The 19,112-nt window shown below is 73.4% G+C and carries 14 protein-coding genes; 8 read left to right on the plus strand and 6 right to left on the minus strand.

From position 1 onward, the window contains the following. Positions 1–67: 67 nt before the first annotated feature. Positions 68–1,318 carry an FAD-binding protein gene (locus ACWEBX_RS07080; protein WP_451883881.1) on the minus strand — a complete coding sequence of 417 codons (1,251 nt, stop codon included), beginning with the start codon at positions 1,316–1,318 and terminating at the stop codon, positions 68–70. Between the two features lie 229 nt (positions 1,319–1,547). On the opposite strand from ACWEBX_RS07080, the gene ACWEBX_RS07085 reads away from it, so the two are divergent. Next, positions 1,548–2,525 carry a hydroxyacid dehydrogenase gene (locus ACWEBX_RS07085; RefSeq protein ID WP_451883906.1) on the plus strand — a complete coding sequence of 326 codons (978 nt, stop codon included), beginning with the start codon at positions 1,548–1,550 and terminating at the stop codon, positions 2,523–2,525. A 124-nt stretch (positions 2,526–2,649) separates the two neighbouring features. Here the strand turns inward: ACWEBX_RS07085 and ACWEBX_RS07090 are convergent, their stop codons facing one another. After that, the gene (locus ACWEBX_RS07090) at positions 2,650–3,498 is read right to left on the minus strand and encodes an alpha/beta fold hydrolase (RefSeq protein ID WP_451883882.1); all 849 of its coding nucleotides are present in this window, start codon (positions 3,496–3,498) and stop codon (positions 2,650–2,652) included. 163 nt (positions 3,499–3,661) lie between these two features. On the opposite strand from ACWEBX_RS07090, the gene ACWEBX_RS07095 reads away from it, so the two are divergent. From ACWEBX_RS07095 to ACWEBX_RS07110, 4 genes are all read left to right on the plus strand, one after another. Next, positions 3,662–4,984, plus strand: a complete 1,323-nt coding sequence (locus ACWEBX_RS07095) for a radical SAM protein (protein WP_451883883.1) — start codon at positions 3,662–3,664, stop codon at positions 4,982–4,984. 437 nt (positions 4,985–5,421) lie between these two features. Beyond that, positions 5,422–6,933 carry a cellulose binding domain-containing protein gene (locus tag ACWEBX_RS07100; protein ID WP_451883884.1) on the plus strand — a complete coding sequence of 504 codons (1,512 nt, stop codon included), beginning with the start codon at positions 5,422–5,424 and terminating at the stop codon, positions 6,931–6,933. 254 nt (positions 6,934–7,187) lie between these two features. Further along, positions 7,188–8,303: a ribosome small subunit-dependent GTPase A gene (gene rsgA, locus ACWEBX_RS07105; RefSeq protein ID WP_451883885.1), complete on the plus strand. Its 1,116-nt coding sequence runs from the start codon at positions 7,188–7,190 to the stop codon at positions 8,301–8,303. Between the two features lie 134 nt (positions 8,304–8,437). Beyond that, on the plus strand, positions 8,438–9,961 hold the full coding sequence (locus tag ACWEBX_RS07110) for an AlkA N-terminal domain-containing protein (protein ID WP_451883886.1): 1,524 nt from the start codon (positions 8,438–8,440) through the stop codon (positions 9,959–9,961). On the opposite strand, the gene ACWEBX_RS07115 is transcribed toward ACWEBX_RS07110, so the two are convergent. Beyond that, positions 9,900–10,268, minus strand: coding sequence for a PPOX class F420-dependent oxidoreductase (locus ACWEBX_RS07115; protein ID WP_451883887.1), 369 nt, complete (start codon positions 10,266–10,268; stop codon positions 9,900–9,902). The two genes, ACWEBX_RS07110 and ACWEBX_RS07115, sit on opposite strands and share 62 nt — an antisense overlap. A 246-nt stretch (positions 10,269–10,514) precedes the next feature. Between ACWEBX_RS07115 and ACWEBX_RS07120 the strand changes: the two genes are divergently transcribed. Then, positions 10,515–11,774 (plus strand): SGNH/GDSL hydrolase family protein, encoded by a 1,260-nt coding sequence (locus ACWEBX_RS07120; RefSeq protein WP_451883888.1) that lies wholly within the window; start codon positions 10,515–10,517, stop codon positions 11,772–11,774. Here the strand turns inward: ACWEBX_RS07120 and ACWEBX_RS07125 are convergent. Together ACWEBX_RS07125 and ACWEBX_RS07130 are read right to left on the minus strand one after the other, a co-directional pair. Continuing rightward, complete coding sequence (locus ACWEBX_RS07125) at positions 11,761–12,243, minus strand: DUF456 domain-containing protein (protein ID WP_451883889.1); 483 nt, start codon at positions 12,241–12,243, stop codon at positions 11,761–11,763. The two genes, ACWEBX_RS07120 and ACWEBX_RS07125, sit on opposite strands and share 14 nt — an antisense overlap. 36 nt (positions 12,244–12,279) lie before the next feature. Continuing rightward, entirely contained in the window at positions 12,280–13,260 is a 981-nt protein-coding gene (locus ACWEBX_RS07130) for a helix-turn-helix domain-containing protein (RefSeq protein ID WP_451883890.1), read from the minus strand. Positions 13,261–13,643: 383 nt separating this feature from the next. Here ACWEBX_RS07130 and ACWEBX_RS07135 point away from each other — a divergent pair, with 383 nt between their 5' ends. Both ACWEBX_RS07135 and ACWEBX_RS07140 read left to right on the plus strand, forming a co-directional pair. Then, the gene (locus ACWEBX_RS07135; RefSeq protein ID WP_451883891.1) at positions 13,644–15,752 is read left to right on the plus strand and encodes a protein phosphatase 2C domain-containing protein; all 2,109 of its coding nucleotides are present in this window, start codon (positions 13,644–13,646) and stop codon (positions 15,750–15,752) included. 98 nt (positions 15,753–15,850) lie between these two features. Next, complete coding sequence (locus ACWEBX_RS07140; RefSeq protein ID WP_451883892.1) at positions 15,851–17,593, plus strand: pyruvate dehydrogenase; 1,743 nt, start codon at positions 15,851–15,853, stop codon at positions 17,591–17,593. A gap of 29 nt (positions 17,594–17,622) precedes the next feature. Here ACWEBX_RS07140 and ACWEBX_RS07145 read toward each other — a convergent pair whose 3' ends face one another. Continuing rightward, positions 17,623–19,074: a helix-turn-helix domain-containing protein gene (locus ACWEBX_RS07145; RefSeq protein WP_451883893.1), complete on the minus strand. Its 1,452-nt coding sequence runs from the start codon at positions 19,072–19,074 to the stop codon at positions 17,623–17,625. Between the last annotated feature and the right edge of the window lie 38 nt (positions 19,075–19,112).

A 19,112-nucleotide genomic window follows, 5' to 3' on the forward strand; every position in this document is an offset into this window, starting at 1 on the left:
GCCGGGGACATTCGACAAGGGGTTAGGAAATGGGGTGGAGGAAGGGCGGCGGCCGGGGTGGAGGAGGTCAGGGGCGGGGGCCGAGAAAGTCCCGCACGAAGGCGTTGGTGAAGGTCCCCGCCGGGTCGAGCTCGCCGGCCAGCGCCCTGAACCCGTCCAGTCGCGGGGACCGTTCGCGCAGCACCGCCGACGGCACGGTGAACACCTTTCCCCAGTGCGGCCGCGGCCCGAACCGCTCCAGCGCCCGCTCGACCAGCCGGACCACCGGCAGTACGGCCTCGGTGTCCTCGACCCAGGTGAAGTGCAGGGCCACGGAGTCCCGGCCGTACGCGGGACTCAGCCACTGCTCGTCGGCGGCCACGGTCCGCACCTCGCAGATCTGCAGCACCGGGGCGATCGTCCCGCGGATCGCGTCCAGCGCGTGCAGCGCCGCCAGGGCGTCCGATCGCGCCAGCAGATACTCCGACTGCAGCTCGGCCCCGCTGCTCGGCGTGAACTCGGCCCGGAAATGCGGCAGTCGCTCGTGCCAGGGGCCCGGTACCCCGAGCTGTTCGGTGCAGTTGCGGGCGGGCATGCCCGGCACCGGGTGCAGGGCCTCGGTCGCGGGCGCCGCCCACGGGAAGTCCGGCGACGGCCGGTCCGTACTCCGTTTGAGCCAGACCTGCCGGAAGCCGGGGCGCCCCCAGTCGGTGAACAGGCTCACGCTGTAGGCGGATGCCGCGACCGTCTCGAAGTCCAGCCCCTCCAGCGGGAGTTCGGTGAACACGTGCTGGCTCACCTCGAAGTCCGGTTCCAGGTCGAGGGTGAGCGCGGTGACCACACCGAGCGCGCCCAGCGAGGTCACGGTGCCGCCGAACCGCTCCTCGCCCCGGCCGATCACCAGGGAGGAGCCGTCCGCTGTGATCAGCTCCACCTCGCGCACGGCGGCGGCGAGCGACCCGTTCGTGACCCCGGACCCGTGGGTGCCGGTGGCGACCGAACCCGCCACCGAGATGTGCGGAAGGGAGGCCATGTTGTGCAGCGCGAGTCCGTGCTCGTGCACCCGGCGGGCGAGTTCGGCGTACCGGACCCCGCCCGAGACCCGTACCGTGCGGGCCGTCGTGTCGACGTCCACCGCGGGCTCCAGCCCGGCCAGCGACAGCAGGACGCCGTCGGCGCCCGGCTCGGCGATCTCGTTGAACGAGTGCCCGCTGCCCAGCACCCGGACACGGGAGCTGTCCGCGACCAGCGCGCGCAGCGCGTCGAGCGAGGAGGGCCGGTGCAGCTCCTTGGCCGCGTACGTGATGTTGCCGGCCCAGTTGGTCAGGGTCCGAGTCATCCCTGTCGTCCCTCCCGCGAGTGGCTGTGCGTGGCCCATGCAATGACCACCGGGGGGAACCTATCCCGTCGGTCCGTCGCGGTGGCAGACCGGTCCGTTGACCCGCCCGCGTGGCGCGACCTACGGTAGAGAGCGCTTGCTGTCCTCGGAGCCGCCGAATGGGAAGGCCACCTCCTTGCCTGAACGTCCAGTGGAGCCGCCCTTCGGGCGTCCCGTGGCGATGTTCGCCATGACCCCCGAGAACGTGCCGCTGATCTTCCCTCCGGACACCCTCGCCCGGCTGCGCGAGCGGGTGGACGTCGATCCCTCGCTCGTGGCGGGCGACTTCGCCGATCCGCGCGTACGGGCCCGGCTCGCGGACACCGAGATCCTGATCACCGGCTGGGGGTGCCCCCGCCTCGACGCGGCCGCGCTCGACGCCGCTCCGAAGCTTCGGGCCGTGCTCCACGCCGCCGGCTCCGTGAAGGGCTTCGCGACCCCCGAGGTGTGGGAGCGCGGCATCGTCGTCTCCTCGGCCGCCGCCGCGAACGCGCTGCCCGTCGCCGAGTACACGCTCGCCATGATCCTGCTCGCGGGCAAGGACGTCTTCGCCCACCGGGAACGCCTGCGTGCCGAACGGGCCTTCCCCTACGGCGAGATCCTCCCCGGCATCGGCAACTTCGGCCGCCGCGTCGGCATCGTGGGCGCCTCCCGCATCGGCAGACGCCTCATCGAACTGCTCCGCCCCTTCGACCTGTCGGTGAACCTCGCCGACCCCTACGTCGACGAGGCCGGGGCGGCCGCCCTCGGTGTCCCCCTGCTGCCGCTCGACGAACTGCTCGCCGGCAGCGACATCGTCACCGTCCACGCCCCGCAGACCCCGGAGACCCGGCATCTGATCGGCCGCCGCGAACTCGCCCTGATGCCCGCCGGATCGGTGCTCGTCAACACCGCGCGCGGCTCCCTGGTCGACCACGACGCCCTGATCGAGGCGCTGCGCGCCGGACGTGTCGGCGCGATCCTCGACGTCACGGACCCCGAGCCGCTGCCCGCCGACTCCCCGCTGTACGACCTTCCGAACGCCTTCGTCACCCCTCACCTGGCCGGCTCGCAGGGCAACGAGGTCGCCCGCCTCGGCCTGACCGTGCTGGCGGAGGCCGAACGCCTGCTGTCCGGGCGGACGCCGGAGTTCAGGATCGACGTGGCGGAGCTGGACCGGAGCGCCTGACGGCGGCGTCGCACGCCGCCACCGGCGTCGCCGAACGGCTCGGCACCCTCGCCGGAGCGACCTGCCCCCTCACCCGGCGGGGTGTACGCCGTCGGACCAGGCCGTCAGCGGGCGGGCCGGACCGTCAGCGGGCGGGCCGGGCCAGGAACGCCTCCGCCGTCGCCGTGAACCGCTCCGGATCGTCGAGCCACGGGAAGTGTCCGGCCCCGGCCTGTACGACGAGCTCGGCGCGCGGGAACAGGGCGGCGACCTCGGCCATCGCGGGCGCCGGGGAGTTCAGGTCGGCCTCTCCGGCGACCACGAGCACCGGGGAGGCCAGGCGGGCGAGGGCCGCCCGGGTGGCGTCCGGCGCGAACGCGCCGTCGGAGAAGCGGGCCGCGGCCTCGTGGTTCTTGTGCGCGTCCTCCGCGTCCCGGTGCGCTCGCGCGCTCTCGTCCCAACGGCCGTACCAGAAGGGGGCGATCGCTCGGAACGCGGCGGCGTCGCCCTTCCCGGCGACGATCGACTCAAGGGCCGCGAACGCCTCCGGGAACCACGGCTCGTCCTCGCGGAGCAGTGCCGTCGCCCGTCTGACCTCCGGAGTGATCTCGATCCCCAGGGCGAAGACGCTCGGGGTGATCAGCGCGAGCCGCCCGACACGCTCCGGATACCGCTGCGCGTACAGGACGGCCAGATTCGTCCCGGCGGAGTGCGCGAGCAGGTCCATCCGGCCGAGACCGAGGTGCTCGCGCAGGGCCTCGACGTCGTCGACGAGCCGGTCGCAGCGGTACGAGGCGGGGTCGGCCGGGATCGCGGACCCGCCCGTGCCGCGCGGGTCCGCCATGATCAGCCGCCGGTGCGCGGACAGTCCGCCCAGGTCACCGAGGTACGCGCAGTCCTGCATCGGCCCGCCGGGCAGACACACCACCGGCGGCCCGTCCCCGTAGGCGTCGAAGGTCAGCTCGGTCCCGTCGTACGAGGTGAAGGCAGGCATGGCGACGACTCTCGCAGCGGCGCCCGGACGGAGCAAACGAGATCCGGCGCGGCGGTGGCCTCCCGCGGCGCGGGGGGACCCGGCACGGCCGATGTCCGGGCGGGGGCATACCGTGAGGAGTCGAACACGTCGGACGAAGCAGGTCGGGAGCGAGGAGAACGGGATGGGCAGCCGCACCGCGCTGGTCGAGGATCTGATGGAGCGGTTCCCGCACGTGCCACGGGAAGCCGTCATCAAGGAGGACCTGCTCCGCGGGGGCGTGGCCTTCGACGCGTCCGCCCTCAGCGACAACGAGGGCGGCGAGGTCAAGCCGAAGTCGTACTTCATCTTCTCCTTCGACCACGGCACCCTCCCCGAGCTGGGCGAGGCCGCGCTCCGGCGCCCGCCCGAGGAGATCATCCTCACCGGAGGCCCGTACGACCTGCGGCGCACCGTCGTGTCCGTGCGGGTCAATCCCGCCTCGCCCTACCGTGTCGCCGCCGACGACGAGGGCGTCCTCGGCCTGTACCTCGACGGGAAGCGGATCTCCGACGTCGGCGTGCCGCCGATGCCCGAGTACTACCGGCACACCCTCTCCAACGGAAAGTCCGTGATGGAGGTGGCCCCCACGATCCAGTGGGGCTACCTGATCTACCTCACCGTCTTCCGGGTCTGCCAGTACTTCGGCGCCAAGGAGGAGTGCCAGTACTGCGACATCAACCACAACTGGCGCCAGCACAAGGCGGCGGGCCGCCCCTACACCGGGGTGAAGGACGTCGAGGAGGTCCTGGAGGCCCTGGAGATCATCGACCGGTACGACACCGCGAAGGCGTCGACGGCGTACACGCTCACCGGCGGCGCGATCACCAAGACGGTGGCCGGACGCGACGAGGCCGACTTCTACGGCCACTACGCCAAGGCCATCGAGGAGAGGTTCCCCGGGCGCTGGATCGGCAAGGTGGTGGCCCAGGCGCTGCCGCGCGACGACGTGCAGCGGTTCAAGGACTACGGCGTGCAGATCTATCACCCGAACTACGAGGTGTGGGACCGCCGGCTGTTCGAGCTGTACTGCCCCGGCAAGGAGCGTTACGTCGGCCGGGACGAGTGGCACAAGCGCATCCTGGACTCCGCCGAGATCTTCGGCGCCCGCAATGTGATCCCGAACTTCGTCGCGGGCGTGGAGATGGCCGAGCCCTTCGGCTTCACCAGCGTCGACGAGGCCATCGCCTCGACGACCGAGGGGCTGCGCTTCTTCATGTCGCACGGCATCACGCCCCGCTTCACCACCTGGTGCCCCGAGCCGACCACCCCGCTGGGCAAGGCCAACCCGCACGGCGCGCCGCTGGAGTACCACATCCGTCTGCTGGAGGCGTACCGCGCCACTATGGACGACTTCGGGCTCAAGTCGCCGCCCGGCTACGGAGAGCCCGGCCCGGGCCGCGCGGTCTTCTCCGTCAGCTCCTTCATGGACAGCCTCCCCGCGCAGGAGCCGGTCTCCCAGGTGTGAGACCCGTGCCCTCGGGGCGCCCCGCACGACCCGGACGTCGTCCCGACGTCCGGGTCGTCGTGCGTCGAGCGGTGTGCGTCGCGCGTCGGGAGTGGGGTGTCGCACGTCGGGAGTGGGGTGTCGGGTGGGGGAGCGGGGGTCAGTGGGCGTTCTGTGAAAGTTGAAGCGTTCGGTCCCGCCGGGCAGGCGTTCCGTACGACACTCGGGCCACCCGAGTCCCGGCTCGGGCAGCCGGAGACCGGACCGAGGTCGCCGGCGTTCGGCCGGCCGTCCTGTGATCGCGCGACCGCATGATGTGACGGCGTCGCTTGTCAGTTGTGTCGGAACCGTGAAAGGCTCTGGCCCGTTGTCGAGACGCCCTCAACTCCCGCTGAAAAAAGGTGAGTTGGGCGTTTGTGTGACGTTGCACGCGGAAGCCGTGGATGCAGGAGTCCCCCATGCCAGACCTGCCGACCCCCCAGGACGCCGCCGAGGCCGCGCTGTTCTCGGAGTGCTGGGACGCCGTCCTGTCGTACGCCGATCTGTGCACGTCCGGCTCCGCCGCGGCCACCCAGCTCGCCACCGAGGCGTTCACCCACGGTATCCACGAGGCGCGCTCGGCCGCGGCCCGTACGAAGACCACGGGCCGCAGAAACCCCGGGCTGCCCCGGATTCCCCTGCTCCTGAACTCGGTTCGGACCACTGCCGCCGCTTGGGAGGCGCACGGCCAGGGACACCGGCTGGACCCGGACCTCAGGCTCTGGCTCAACTCCGAGAAGGCCGCCCGCTACACGGGGCCGCCGCTGCACCGCCCGGTCGCCCTGCGAGGTCTGAGGGACCTTCAGGAACCCGACGCCGCCCTGCTGTGGCTGGTCGAGGTGGAGGCCCTCCCGCTGCCCGCGGTGGCCCGGCGGCTCGCTCTCGACCCGGTGGCGGCCGCCGAGGAACTCGGCCAGGTCCGGGCGCTGTTCAGGGACCGCTGTCACCGCAACCACCTCGACACCCCGATGGACGCCGACTGCCGCAGCTACGCCCGGCTTCTCGACGCGGTCACCCGCTCGCCGGGCGCCGAGACGCCCGAGGACCTCTCGCAGCACCTCGCCCGGTGCGTGGAGTGCGCGGAGGCCGCGGCCTGTCTGCGGCTGCACGGCGGCGGACTCCCCGCCGCGCTCGCGGGAGGAGTGATCGGCTGGGGCGGCCTCGCCTATCTGGAACGCAGGCGCCGCGCCGCCGAGGCCGGGCTGGCCGGCGGTCGTACGGACGCGGCCGCGGACACCGGTTTGGCCGAGGTGAAGGAGGCCGCGCCCCGGATCGGCCGCACCGGACTGCTGGTCGCCGCCGTCATCGTCTCGGGCCTCGCCCTCACCGTCTCCCTGATGCCCTTCGGCACCGGCGGCAGTGGCGCCGCCTCCGCGCGCGGTGACGCGGCCGACCGCCGTCCGGTGGCCGACCCGGGCGGGTCCTCCCCGGCGGCGACCACCCGTGCCGAGGGTTCGCTCGTCTCGCCCGAGCCCGTGGACGCCACTACCGACGCGGGCTCGAAGTCCGGCCCCGAGCCCCAGGGCACGTCCTCGTCGTCCCCCGCGCACGCCACCGCCAAGGCCCCGGGATCCAAGGACTCCACACAGCCCGCGCCCGCCACGAGGAGCCCCGCGACCTGCGAGGCGACGTACGCCCTCGTCGACCAGTGGACGGACGGCTTCCAGGCCACCGTCACCGTCACGTCCGAAGAGGCCCTCGACACCTGGCAGATCGGCTGGACCTTCGACGACGGCCAGCGGGTCACGCAGATGTGGGACGGCACCGTCGCCCAGACCGGCTCCCGGGTGACCGCTTCCGCCAAGGACTACAACAAGTCCGTGGCCGCGGGCGGGTCCTTCACGGTCGGCTTCAACGGAAGCTGGAGCGGCGGGAACTCCGCTCCGGACGCCTTCACGCTCAATGGCGGGCGCTGTACGACGGCACGGTGACCCGGCGGGACATCTGATCGGGGCATTTAAATCGATTGACGGGTCCGCGGGGGCCCCCGATACAGTTCACGTGTCGGCATCGAGGCGTGGGTCTCGAGCGAGTACCAGGAGGTGTGACCGATGGCTGTCGTTGCGATGGGCGCTGCCCGCATTCAGAAGTGCATCAAGTCCACCTCCGTGGCCGCCGGCTGACCTTCCTCCTTCCTTCGCGCCGCAGTGCGCGTCGCCGGGGCCGCCCTTGTGAAGGGTCTCCCTTGACTTCCAGCTCCGCCTTCCCGACTCCGTCCGCCTCTCTGGAGCTCTCCCCGCTCGTCCCGTACGGCTGGGACGACGCCTGGGCGGACGAGTTCGCTCCCTACGACTCCGAAGGGCTCGTCGCCGGACGGGTGATCCGCGTCGACCGCGGCCAGTGTGACGTCGCCACCGCGAACGGCGTCATCCGCGCCGACACCGCCTTCGTGACACCGCACGATCCGCTGCGCGTCGTGTGCACCGGTGACTGGGTCGCCGTCGAACCGGCCGGCAACCCGCGCTACGTACGGGCGTATCTGCCCCGCCGTACGGCCTTCGTGCGCTCCACCTCCTCCAAGCGGTCCGAGGGGCAGATCCTCGCGGCCAACGTCGACCACGCCGTCGTGGCCGTCTCCCTCGCCGTCGAGCTCGACCTGGGCCGCGTCGAGCGCTTCCTCGCGCTGGCCTGGGAGTCCGGCGCGCAGCCCGTGGTCGTCCTCACCAAGGCCGACCTGGTTCCGGAGGCGGCGACCCTCGCGCATCTCGTCCAGGACGTGGAGACCTCCGCGCCCGGGGTCACCGTCCTCGCCGTCAGCTCCTCGACGGGAGCCGGTCTCGACGTCCTGGAAGCCGTGCTCGCGGGCGGTACGGCCGTCCTGCTCGGCCAGTCGGGCGCGGGCAAGTCCACCCTGGCCAACGCGCTGGTCGGCGTGGACGTCATGGACGTACAGGCGACCCGCGACATGGACGGCAAGGGACGGCACACCACGACGACCCGCAACCTGCTCGTGCTGCCCGGTGGCGGTGTCCTCATCGACACTCCGGGGCTGCGCGGAGTGGGGCTGTGGGACGCCGGGAGCGGGGTCGGGCAGGTGTTCTCCGAGATCGAGGAGTTCGCCGCCGACTGCCGCTTCCAGGACTGCGCCCATGTCGCCGAGCCCGGGTGCGCGGTGCTCGCGGCCGTCGACTCCGGCGACCTGCCGGAGCGGCGGCTGGAGAGCTACCGCAAGCTGCTCCGCGAGAACCAGCGGATCGTCGCCAAGACGGACGCCCGGGTGCGCGCCGAGATCCGCCGCGACTGGAAGCGCAAGGGAGCGGAGGGCCGCGCCGCCATGGAGGCCAAGCGGGGCCGCCGGTAGCCGGGCACGGGTGGAGGGCCGGGAGCTCCCGGCCCTCCAGCCCGGTCCACGGTCCTCCACCCCGGTCCACCGGGCCCGGGTGCCGTGTCCGATTTCCGCCAGCCCTGTCGTTCGGGCGGGGTCACACTGGAACGGTGAACGCCGAGGACACCAGGTACGAGGACACCAGGTACGAGGCCGTGCGGAGCCGGGACGCCCGGTTCGACGGGGAGTTCTTCTTCGCCGTGCGGACCACCGGGATCTACTGCCGGCCGAGCTGCCCCGCCGTGACGCCGAAGCGGCGCAACGTGCGGTTCTACGCGACGGCCGCCGCCGCGCAGGGCTCGGGTTTCCGGGCCTGCCGCCGATGCCGCCCGGACGCGGTGCCGGGCTCCGCGGCCTGGAACGTACGGGCCGATGTCGTCGGCCGCGCCATGCGCCTGATCGGCGACGGAGTGGTGGACCGCGAGGGCGTCGGCGGCCTCGCCGCGCGGCTCGGGTACAGCACCCGCCAGGTCCAGCGGCAGCTCACGGCGGAGGTCGGCGCGGGTCCGGTCGCGCTGGCCAGGGCCCAGCGGGCGCACACCGCGCGGATCCTCCTCCAGACCACCGAACTCCCCGTCACCCAGATCGCGTTCGCGGCGGGGTTCGCCAGCGTGCGCCAGTTCAACGACACGGTCCGCACGGTCTACGCGTCCACGCCGAGCCAGTTGCGGGCCGCGGCGCCGCGCGGCGCCTCCGCCGCCCGCAGCGCGGCCACCCCCGCCGCGGGAGTCCCGCTCCGGCTCGCCCACCGGGGCCCCTACCAGTCCACCCCCGTCTTCGACCTGCTGGCCGCCGAGGCCGTCCCGGGTGTCGAGGCCGTCGGCGGAAGCCGCGGCCGCCGCACGTACCGCCGGACGCTGCGGCTGCCGTACGGCACGGGAATCGTGGCCGTCGAGGAACGGCCGGGCACCCCGGCGGGCCGCCGCCCCCGGTCCGGCGCGACGGGCCGGACCGACGGAGCACCGGGCCCCGCCGACGCCGCCCACCCCGGAGGCTGGCTCGACGCCCGGCTGCACCTCACCGATCTCCGGGACCTCACGACCGCCGTGCAGCGACTGCGCCGGCTCCTCGACCTCGACGCCGATCCGTACGCCGTCGACGAGAGGCTGGGAGCGGACGCGCGGCTGGGTCCGCTGGTCGCGGCGCGGCCGGGCCTGCGCTCGCCGGGCACCGCCGATCCGGACGAACTGGCGGTACGGGCGCTGGTCGGGGCGGCGGAGGCCGAGCGGCTGGTGCTGCGGTACGGCAGGACGCTGGACGCCGAGTGCGAGACGCTCACCCATGTCTTCCCCGAGGCCGCCGTCCTCGCGGAGGCGGAGCCCGGTGGACCGCTCGGCGCGCTGACCGCGGCGCTCGCCGACGGCACCCTGCGGCTCGACCCGGGCGCGGACCGCGAAGAGGCGCGGGCGGCGCTGCTCGCGCTGCCCGGCATGGACGAGGGCACCGCCGCCGTCATCCGCACCCGGGCCCTCGGCGACCCGGACGTGGCACCGCCCGGGACGGACGCCCCGGACACCTGGCGGCCCTGGCGCTCGTACGCCGTCCTCCATCTGAGGGCGGCGGCGGGGGAGTTCAGTCCTCCAGACCCCAACTGTGGATCCGCCGGGGATGGATCCGGATCAGTTCCTCGCTGAAGTGCGGGCCCAAGTCGTGGGCGCCGGTGAGGAGTTCCGCCTCTCCGCGGATGTCGACCCCCCGGACCTTCCACGGCTGGACGCTGACGATGTCGTCGACGACGAGCGCGACCTTCGGGTTCTTCCGTAGGTTGCGCCACTTCTTCGTGGCGCCCATCGAGTAGCCGCCGATCAGGATGGTCCCGTCCTCCTGGGGGAAGAAGCCGACGGGGTTCGCCTGGGGCTGCCCGAGTGGGTCGACGGTGGCCAGCCGCCCCAGTCGCTGCGACCTCAGATACGCGCGCTCGGCCTCACTGAATTCGGTCATGACAGCAGCCAAACACGCCACCGCCCCCCGGCGCATCGGGTTGCGGTCCTAGGACCGGAGGAGGAGAAGCGGCCGCATCCGGTCCCGTCCGGTTCGGGTGCGTCCGGTCCCGGCCGGTCCGGTTCGGGCGCCTGCGGCCCTGGCGGTGCGGTTCGGGTGCCTGCGGCCCCGGTCGGTCCCGTTCGGGCGCGTCCGACGGTGTGATGATGTGATGCGGGGGCGCGCGGGTGGGGAATCGATCGCCGCATGTCCCGCGCGATCATGTTCCGGCGTCTCCTCGTTCCTCTGGCGACCGTCCTGGTCCTCGCCTCCACCGGTGTGATCGCCGAAGCGCGGTCCACGCCCGGCCGGAGCGCCCCGAATCCGGCCCGGACCTGGACGGGGACCTGGGAGGCCGCGCCCTCCGGTACCGCGCCCGCGCTGCCCGGCGCCTCGATCCGCAATGTCGTCCACACCAGCGTCGGCGGCGGGGCCGCGCGTGTCCGGCTGTCCAACCGGCTCGGCACACGGCCGCTCCGGCTCGGTTCCGTGACCCTGGCGTTGCAGCTTCCCGGCGAGCCGGGGAGCCCCCGGGCCGTCGCGGGCTCCGTGCGCGAGGTCACCTTCTCCGGAGCCCGATCGGTCACCGTCCCGGCCGGCCGGGACCTGGTCGGCGACCCCGTCGCGCTGCGCGTCCCCGCCGACGCCAACCTGCTCGTCTCGGTGCACACTCCGGACGATTCCGGCCCGGCGACCTACCATCGCTCCGCGCTCCAGGCCAGCTTCGTCGCGCCCGGGGTCGATCGAACCGCCCAGGAGAGCGGCGCGGCCTACACCGCCAGGGTCAGCAGTTGGTACTACGTGACCGGTGTCGACGTGCTCGGCGCTTCGGCCGCGGGCAGTGTCGTCGCGCTCGGCGACTCGATCACCGACGGCACCGGCTCCTCGTTCGACGCCAACCACCGCTGGCCCGACCGGCTCGCCGCCCGGCTGCGCGGGCTCCCCGCGCACCGCAGGCCCGGTGTCCTCAACGCGGGGATCTCCGGGAACCGCCTCCTGCTCGACGGCCGGGGCCCGAGCGCCCTGACCCGCCTGGACACCGACGTCTTCTCCCGCGCGGGTGTCCGCACGATGATCGTGCTGGAGGGCATCAACGACATCAAGGGAACCCCGGAGCAGACGGACCCGCGCGCCCTGGAGGACGCCTACCGGCTCGTCGTGCGCCGCGCCCACGCCCGCGGCATCGGGGTCATCGGCGGCACGATCACCCCGTACGGCGGTCACGGCGCGTACACCCCCGCCCGGGAAGCCGTGCGGCAGGCCGTCAACACCGCCATCCGGACCCATCGGATCTTCGACGCGGTCGCGGACCTCGACGCCGCCGTCCGCGACCCTGCCCGCCCGAGCCGGATCCTCCCGGCCTACGACCCCGGGGACCACCTGCACCTCAACGACGCCGGCATGCGCGCCCTGGCCGACACGATCGACCTGCGGACCCTGACGGCGAAGCGCCTCAGCCCCAGATGACCGCTCCCAGCCACGCCCCGAGGATCAGCAGGCAGGCGAGGAGTTCCGTCAGCACGCTCCAGCCGCCCGCACGCATCGCGGTCCGCACCGAGGCCTTCGCCGGGCCGTGCCCGCCCAGGCGCAGCCGCTCGCTGAGATAGATCCCGCCGATGAACCCGGCCACGGCGCCGACCACCGGGACCAGGAAGAAGCCGAGGAAGGACCCGCCACCCGCGTACACCGCCATTCGGGTGGTGGCGCCGCTCTCGCGCAGCCGCCGTGGCGGCAGCATCCAGCGGATGGCCTGGGAGAGCAGCAGGACGGCCGTCGAGGCGACCAGGACGGCCCAGGACAGGGTCTGCGGGTAGCTCAGCGCCCACCACAGCACGGCGGCCCAGACGAGCCACGACCCCGGCAGACCGGGCACCAGTACTCCGACCAGGCCGAGCAGGATGACCACGCCGACCAGCAGGAGTTCCCACACTCCCATCTGCCCAGACTGCCCGAGCGGACGGCAGGGCGCAGGTCAGCCCCGGGCGACCCAGTCGCGTTCGTACGCGTGCCAGCCGAGCTGGAGCCGGGTCGTCACGCCGGTCAGCTCCATCAGGCGTTTGACCCGGCGCTGCACGGTCCTGAGGCCCAGGTCGAGCTGTTTGGCGACGCTCGCGTCGGTCAGCCCCGCGAGGAGCAGCGACAGGATCTCCAGGTCGGTGGTGTCGGGGCCGTCCGGTTCCTGCTCCAGCACGCCCCGGCTGCCCAGCCGCAGCGGCAGCGCGTCCCGCCACACGGAGTGGAACAGCCCCGCCAGCAGCTCCAGGAGTCCGCTCGCGTGCACGACCAGCGCGGCCGGCTCCGCGGTGTGCGAGGTGAGCGGCACCATGGCGAGCGCCCGGTCGGCGATCACCAGCTTGGTCGGCACCCGGTCCACGACCCGGACCTGCTCGTCGCGGCCGAGCGCGGCCGACAGCTCGGTGATCCCGCCGGGCTGGTCGAGAACGGCCCGCTCGACGACCACGCGGTAGCGGACACCGCGGCCCGCTGCCTGCTCCTCGGCGTCGTTGTCCGTGCCGGAGACCACCATCGGGGTGCCGGTGACCAGCGCGCACACCTCCTCGACGGCGCCGAGCTGGAGCTGGAGGAAGCGCTGGGAGACCGCCGCGGCGCCGATCACCACCTCGACCAGGTCGTGCACGGCCGGTTCGCCCGCCGTGCCCCGGTACTCCTCGGCCAGCAGCGCGGCCGCCAGCTCCGCCTTCTCCAGTTCGTGGCGCTGCTGGGTGAGCAGCGCGCCGAGGGCGACTCCCGGCGGCGCGGCGACCCAGCGTCCGGGCCGCGCCGAGGACTGGGCGGCCAGGCCGCGCAGCTCCAGCCGGCGCAGCGCGCGCTCCGTCTCGTGCTCGCCGAGCGTGAGCCGGCGCGCGAGATCGGGCACCTCGGCGGCGCCCACGGACACCAGCGCGCGGTACGCCGTTTCGTGGGTCTCGTCCAGACCTATCGCTCCCAGCATGCGGCGATGCCCTTCCCGTGGTTGCGTTCCGGCCGGCCGGCAGCGTCGTGGCGGAAATCGGCCACGGCGCAAACCCGCCTCGGCACATCATCGCCGTACCCCCCGCCCCTCTGACAAGCTCACGTCACCGAGGTGCCGACCGGCGTGGTCGGCCGGTCCACGGCGTGCGCTGCGGCCCCGGTCACCCAGGCGCCGCCGGGCGGTTCTCCCGTGGGGGGTGGGGCCGCCCGGCGGTCAGGCGTTCGCACCCGCCGGTACGGATCCCCGTTCGCCCGTTCATCCGTTCGACAGTTCGCTGGGCTCGTCGTTCGGCGGTCCGCGTCTTGGCCGGTTTTTCCGGATGCCCCGTTTTCAACCGGCTGTCTCGGTGGACAATCGGGAGCATGAGCCAGCAGGGGGAGAAGCCCACCGGTCACGAGGACGACTGGTGGCGGCAGTTGTACGACGACTCCACCGAGGACACGGGGCCCGCGGCCGTGCCCGATTCCCTCGACGACCGGTTCGCGTCGGCGTCCGGGACGCTCGGGGACGGACTCGGCACGGGCCCGGAAGCAGGGCCGGACGCCGGTCCCGGGCCCCGGCGAGAGCTGCTGTCCGACGCTCGGTCCGCGCCGGGGCGTACACCGGCATCGCGGCCGCCGTCCGGGTCGGGACGAACGCCCACGCCGGACGTGCCGCCCACGCCGCCACGGACGCCGACATCGCCGGACGCGCGGTCCGCCTCCGATCCGAGGTCCGCCGCGGACGCGGGGTCCTTCCCGGGGCGCGGGTCCGTCCCGCGGCCCGGCTCACGCGGGCTCGACGGTCCGCCACGCCCCGAGCGGCCTCCCACCGTTGCGGAGCCCTCGTCGCCCGAGGCCGGGAAGCGGCCGCCCCCGCTGCCGAAACAGCCTCCCGCCGGATCGGCGCGACTCCAGGGCACGGCCGGGCCGACCTCGCCCCCGCCGCCGAGCCCGGGACCCGGCACCTCGGCCTCCGCCCCGCCCGGCGGCGACCCGCCCGAGGAGACGCCCTCCGACGGGCCCGTGTCCCGGCCGGGCCGCTGGGAGCGGGGCCCGGTGCGGGGGCCCGACGCGGACAGCGGCCCGCCCGGCCGCGAGACGCCCCCCTCGGAGCCCGCTTCCTGGGAGCCGACCCCGTGGGAGCCGACCCCCTGGGAACCCCCGTCCTGGGAGCTCCCGCCCGCCGGTCCGGCACCCGCCGCCCCCTCGGCCCTGCCGTCCGGTCCGAAACCGCCGGGCTTCACCCCTCAGGACGCCGCCCCGCACGCCTCCCGGGACACCCGGAGCGACCCGCCCTCGGCGCCTCCCGCCGCCCCGGTGCCTCCGTCGAGGACACCGTCGGACGTGCCGCCGAAACCCGGGTCGGCTCCCTCCGTACGCCCGGACGCGACGGCCCCCGCACCGGCGGCGGACGCGCTGCCCAGCACCACCGGGGGCTTCCGGACACCGCCGTCCGAGCCGGCCCCCGAGGACCTGCCGGCGGACGAGCCCCGGCCGACGGTCCTGTCCGTCGTCGAGCCGCCGCCGCCCGCCGGACACGTCGGCTCCGGCCCGCCCACCTACGACCCCGAACCGACCGCGCTGCCCGCCGTCGAGCCCGACGAACTCGGTGACCTGGTCGCCGACACCGTGCTGGACGGCGCACGGTACGGGACGAGCACCCTGCGGGCCGTGTCCGTGCGCGGCGATTCCGCGCGCTACCGGGGTGAGCCGCGCCGCGACGCGTTGCTCACCGCCCGGTTCGGGACGGGTGAGCAGGCGCTCGTCCTGGTCGCGATGGCGACGGGCGCGCGCGCCACCTCGGGCGCGCACCGGGCGGCCGCGGAGGCGTGCCGGTGGATCGGGCAGGCCGTCGGGCGCAGCCACGAACGGCTGGCCGCCGACATCAGGGCCGCCCGGCGCGGCGAGCTGAAGTCGGGACTGCACCGGCTCACCGACCGCAGCCTCGGCAAACTGCGGGCGAGCGCGGCGGAGCAGGGCGTCGAACCGGAGGAGTACACGGCGGGCCTGCGCTGTCTGCTGCTGCCGGCCGATCCCGAGTGCCGTACCCGGGTCTTCTTCGGCGTCGGAGCGGGCGGTCTGTTCCGGCTGCGGGACGGCGCGTGGCAGGACATCGAACCGCGGGTCGCCGACACGACCGGGGAGGCCGTCGTCGGCTTCGGGTCACCGCCCCACGAGACTCCCGAGGGCGACCGGCTCACGATGGACCTGGGCATCACGACGCCTCCGAGCCCGTACGAACCAGCCCCCAGGCCCCCGCACGCCCCGTTCCGGTTCCGAGCCTCCGTAGCCCGCCCGGGTGACACGCTCCTGCTGTGCACGGGCGGCCTCGCGGAGCCGCTGCGCGGCGAGCCCGAGCTGGCCGAGTACCTGACGACACGGTGGTCGGCGGGTGATCCGCCCGGTCTCGCCGCGTTCCTCGCGGACGCGTCGGCGCGGGTCAAGGGGTACGCCGACGACCGGACGGCCGCCGCCGTGTGGGAGGCGTAACCGCGCCGCGTGTGAATTCATGGATCCGAGGGATGAGCCGGGGAACGAGGGGGACCCGGGACACCCGAGGGTTCGAGGATCACGAAGAGGTGTGCGGCATGGCCAAGCAGAACGTCGCCGAGCAGTTCGTCGACATCCTCGTCCGCGCGGGGGTCGAGCGGCTGTACGGAGTCGTGGGCGACAGCCTCAACCCGGTCGTGGACGCGATCCGGCGCAACGCGGCCATCGACTGGATCCAGGTCCGCCACGAGGAGACCGCCGCCTTCGCCGCGGGCGCCGAGGCCCAGATCACGGGCAGGCTCGCGGCCTGCGCCGGCTCCTGCGGTCCCGGCAACCTCCACCTCATCAACGGCCTGTACGACGCGCACCGCTCCATGGCCCCCGTGCTGGCCCTCGCCTCGCAGATCCCCTCCAGCGAGATCGGCCTCGGCTACTTCCAGGAGACCCACCCCGACCAGCTCTTCCGCGAGTGCAGTCACTACAGCGAACTCATCTCCAGCCCGAAGCAGATGCCGCGGCTCCTGCAGACCGCCATCCAGCACGCGGTGGGCCGTTCCGGTGTCAGCGTGGTGTCGCTGCCGGGTGACATCGCCTCCGAGCCTGCCCCGGACAAGCCGGTCGAGACCGCCCTGGTGACGTCGCGGCCCACCGTCCGGCCGGGCGACGCCGAGATCGAGGAACTCGTCGCGATGATCGACGAGGCGGAGAAGGTCACCCTGTTCTGCGGCAGCGGCACGGCGGGCGCGCACGCCGAGGTCATGGAGTTCGCCGAGAAGATCAAATCGCCGGTCGGACACGCGCTGCGCGGCAAGGAATGGATCCAGTACGACAATCCCTTCGACGTCGGGATGAGCGGACTCCTCGGCTACGGGGCGGCCTACGAGGCGACCCACGAGTGCGACCTCCTGATCCTGCTGGGCACCGACTTCCCGTACAACGCCTTCCTGCCCGACGACGTCAAGATCGTCCAGGTCGACGTGCGGCCGGAGAACCTGGGGCGCCGGTCGAAGCTGGATCTGGCGGTGTGGGGTGACGTGCGGGAGACACTGCGCTGTCTGGTCCCACGGGTGCGGCCCAAGGGGAACAGGCGCTTTCTCGACAAAATGCTGAAGAAACATTCGGACGCCCTCGAAGGGGTCGTCAAGGCGTACACCCGCAAGGTCGACCGGCACGTCCCGATCCACCCCGAGTACGTCGCCTCGGTGCTCGACGAACTCGCCGACGAGGACGCGGTGTTCACGGTCGACACCGGAATGTGCAACGTCTGGGCGGCCCGCTACATCTCACCCAACGGCAGCCGCCGGGTGATCGGTTCGTTCTCGCACGGGTCGATGGCGAACGCGCTGCCGATGGCGATCGGCGCCCAGTTCACCGATCCGCGGCGTCAGGTCGTGTCGATGTCCGGCGACGGCGGATTCTCCATGCTGATGGGCGACTTCCTCACCCTCGTGCAGTACGACCTTCCGGTGAAGGTGGTTCTCTTCAACAACTCCGCCCTCAGCATGGTCGAGTTGGAGATGCTGGTCGCCGGACTGCCCTCCTACGGCACCACCAACAAGAACCCCGACTTCGCGGCGGTGGCCCGCGCCTGCGGGGCGTTCGGCATCAGGGTCGAGAAGCCCAAGCACCTCGCCGGCGCCCTCAAGGACGCCTTCCGCCACAAGGGCCCGGCCCTGGTCGACGTCGTCACCGACCCGAACGCGCTCTCCATCCCGCCGAAGATCAGCGCGGACATGGTGACGGGCTTCGCGCTCTCGGCGTCGAAGATGGTGCTGGACGGCGGGGTCGGCCGGATGGTGCAGATGGCCCGCTCCAACCTGCGCAACGTGCCCCGACCGTAGCGCCTCGTCGGGTGAGCCGCGGGCCTCGTTCAGCCGGCGGTGATCCGGGTCCAGCCGTTCGCCCGGTACCAGTAGTGCGGCAGGCCCTTGATGCCGCTGGTGCGGAACGGAACACCTTGGTCGTCGATCCGGACCGTACCGGTGCGACCCCGCGAGGACCAGTCGAGTTCCAGATACCAGCGGCAGTCGCAGGACTCGGTCAGGGCGTCGACCATCAGCACCTGGGGCTCCTTCACGGACACCCGGAAGGGCATGCTCAGCGTCCGGGAGCCCGTCCCGTCGTCATCGCTCGGGACCGGGCGGGCGATGGGCCGGTCCATGTCCAGATCGACGGCGAACGAGCCGACGCCCATACTGCCGCCGCAACCCCCGCCCGTGGCGTAGGCCGTGCCCTTCAGCGGGGCCGAGCGTCCGACGACGCGCACCCGCAGTGCCTCCAGGACCACGGCCGCGTCGGACCGCCCCTGCACGGTGAGGTCCACGATCGTCTCTTCGCCGTGCACCGCGTTCTGCGTCCGCGCCCACGGGGAGGCGTCCTGCGGGGCCGGGGGCGGCGGCACCTGGTCGGGCGACTTGTCGATGACGTAGGTGTGACCGCAACCGACCGCCCAGCGGTGGGAGTTCACGGTCCAGGTGAGCGGGGGCCCGGCGGAGACGCCGGTGGGGGAGGGGCTCGTGGACGGGCTCGGTGAGGTGGCGCGGCTGCCGGACGCGCTCGGGGCCGGAGAGCCGGACGGCCGGCCGTGCGTGGCCGAGGGGGACGCGGACGGTGTCGCGGAGCCGCGCCGTTCGCCCGTCGCCTTCGCGGTGGGCGCGCCGGCCACGCGGTCGGCGGCGTCCTTCCCGGAGTGCCCCGAGGGCAGGGCGGACAGGCTGCCCAGGGTGGCGATGAGCGCGGTCACCACGGCTGCGGTGACCGCGACACGACGCCTGAACCGGCGTGTCCGCGGTGCTCCGGCCGGTACGGGGGACGCGCCGGGGGAGCCTTCCGTGCGGCGGTCCGAAGGAGCGAGCCCGAGGTCCGTGTCCGGCGGCGGGACGTCGGCGGTGTGCCGCCCTTCCGCCGCCGGCGGTGTTTCATCGGCGTCGGGCCCGCCGGCCGGCAGGAGAGCTTCGGCGGCGTCCGGCCCGGTCCCGGACCCCGGGGCTTCCGTCGCGTCCGGTCCGGTCTCCGGCGCACGGGCATCGCCCGTGTCCCGTGCGGACTCGGCCCCCGTCGTCCGGGAGCGTTGGCGGGCCGCCACCGCCAGGATCCACAGGCGGTGGAGTTCGACCCGTTCGGCCGGATCCGCTCCGCACAGCGCGGCGAACCGCTCGACGGGCGCGAACCCGAGCGGCACAGCCTCCCCCGCGCAATACCGGTGCAGCGTCGAGGCGTTCATGTTCAGGCGACGGGCGAGCGCGGCGTAGCTGCGGTCGGAGCCCGCCTTCAGGCGCCGCAGCATCGCCGCGAATTCCTCGGCATCGTCCCGGGATGACATCGATTCCCCCGCTTCTCGTCCCAGGACGGCATCCCAGG

It is taken from the genome of Streptomyces sp. NPDC005070, from assembly GCF_053600395.1.

Coding starts and splice junctions, on each gene's coding strand:
- ACWEBX_RS07080 (WP_451883881.1), bottom strand. CDS start 1,318: ATGACTCGGACCCTGACCAACTGGGCCGGCAACATCACGTACGCGGCC.
- ACWEBX_RS07085 (WP_451883906.1), top strand. CDS start 1,548: ATGACCCCCGAGAACGTGCCGCTGATCTTCCCTCCGGACACCCTCGCC.
- ACWEBX_RS07090 (WP_451883882.1), bottom strand. CDS start 3,498: ATGCCTGCCTTCACCTCGTACGACGGGACCGAGCTGACCTTCGACGCC.
- ACWEBX_RS07095 (WP_451883883.1), top strand. CDS start 3,662: ATGGGCAGCCGCACCGCGCTGGTCGAGGATCTGATGGAGCGGTTCCCG.
- ACWEBX_RS07100 (WP_451883884.1), top strand. CDS start 5,422: ATGCCAGACCTGCCGACCCCCCAGGACGCCGCCGAGGCCGCGCTGTTC.
- ACWEBX_RS07115 (WP_451883887.1), bottom strand. CDS start 10,268: ATGACCGAATTCAGTGAGGCCGAGCGCGCGTATCTGAGGTCGCAGCGA.
- ACWEBX_RS07120 (WP_451883888.1), top strand. CDS start 10,515: ATGTCCCGCGCGATCATGTTCCGGCGTCTCCTCGTTCCTCTGGCGACC.
- ACWEBX_RS07125 (WP_451883889.1), bottom strand. CDS start 12,243: ATGGGAGTGTGGGAACTCCTGCTGGTCGGCGTGGTCATCCTGCTCGGC.
- ACWEBX_RS07130 (WP_451883890.1), bottom strand. CDS start 13,260: ATGCTGGGAGCGATAGGTCTGGACGAGACCCACGAAACGGCGTACCGC.
- ACWEBX_RS07135 (WP_451883891.1), top strand. CDS start 13,644: ATGAGCCAGCAGGGGGAGAAGCCCACCGGTCACGAGGACGACTGGTGG.
- ACWEBX_RS07140 (WP_451883892.1), top strand. CDS start 15,851: ATGGCCAAGCAGAACGTCGCCGAGCAGTTCGTCGACATCCTCGTCCGC.
- ACWEBX_RS07145 (WP_451883893.1), bottom strand. CDS start 19,074: ATGTCATCCCGGGACGATGCCGAGGAATTCGCGGCGATGCTGCGGCGC.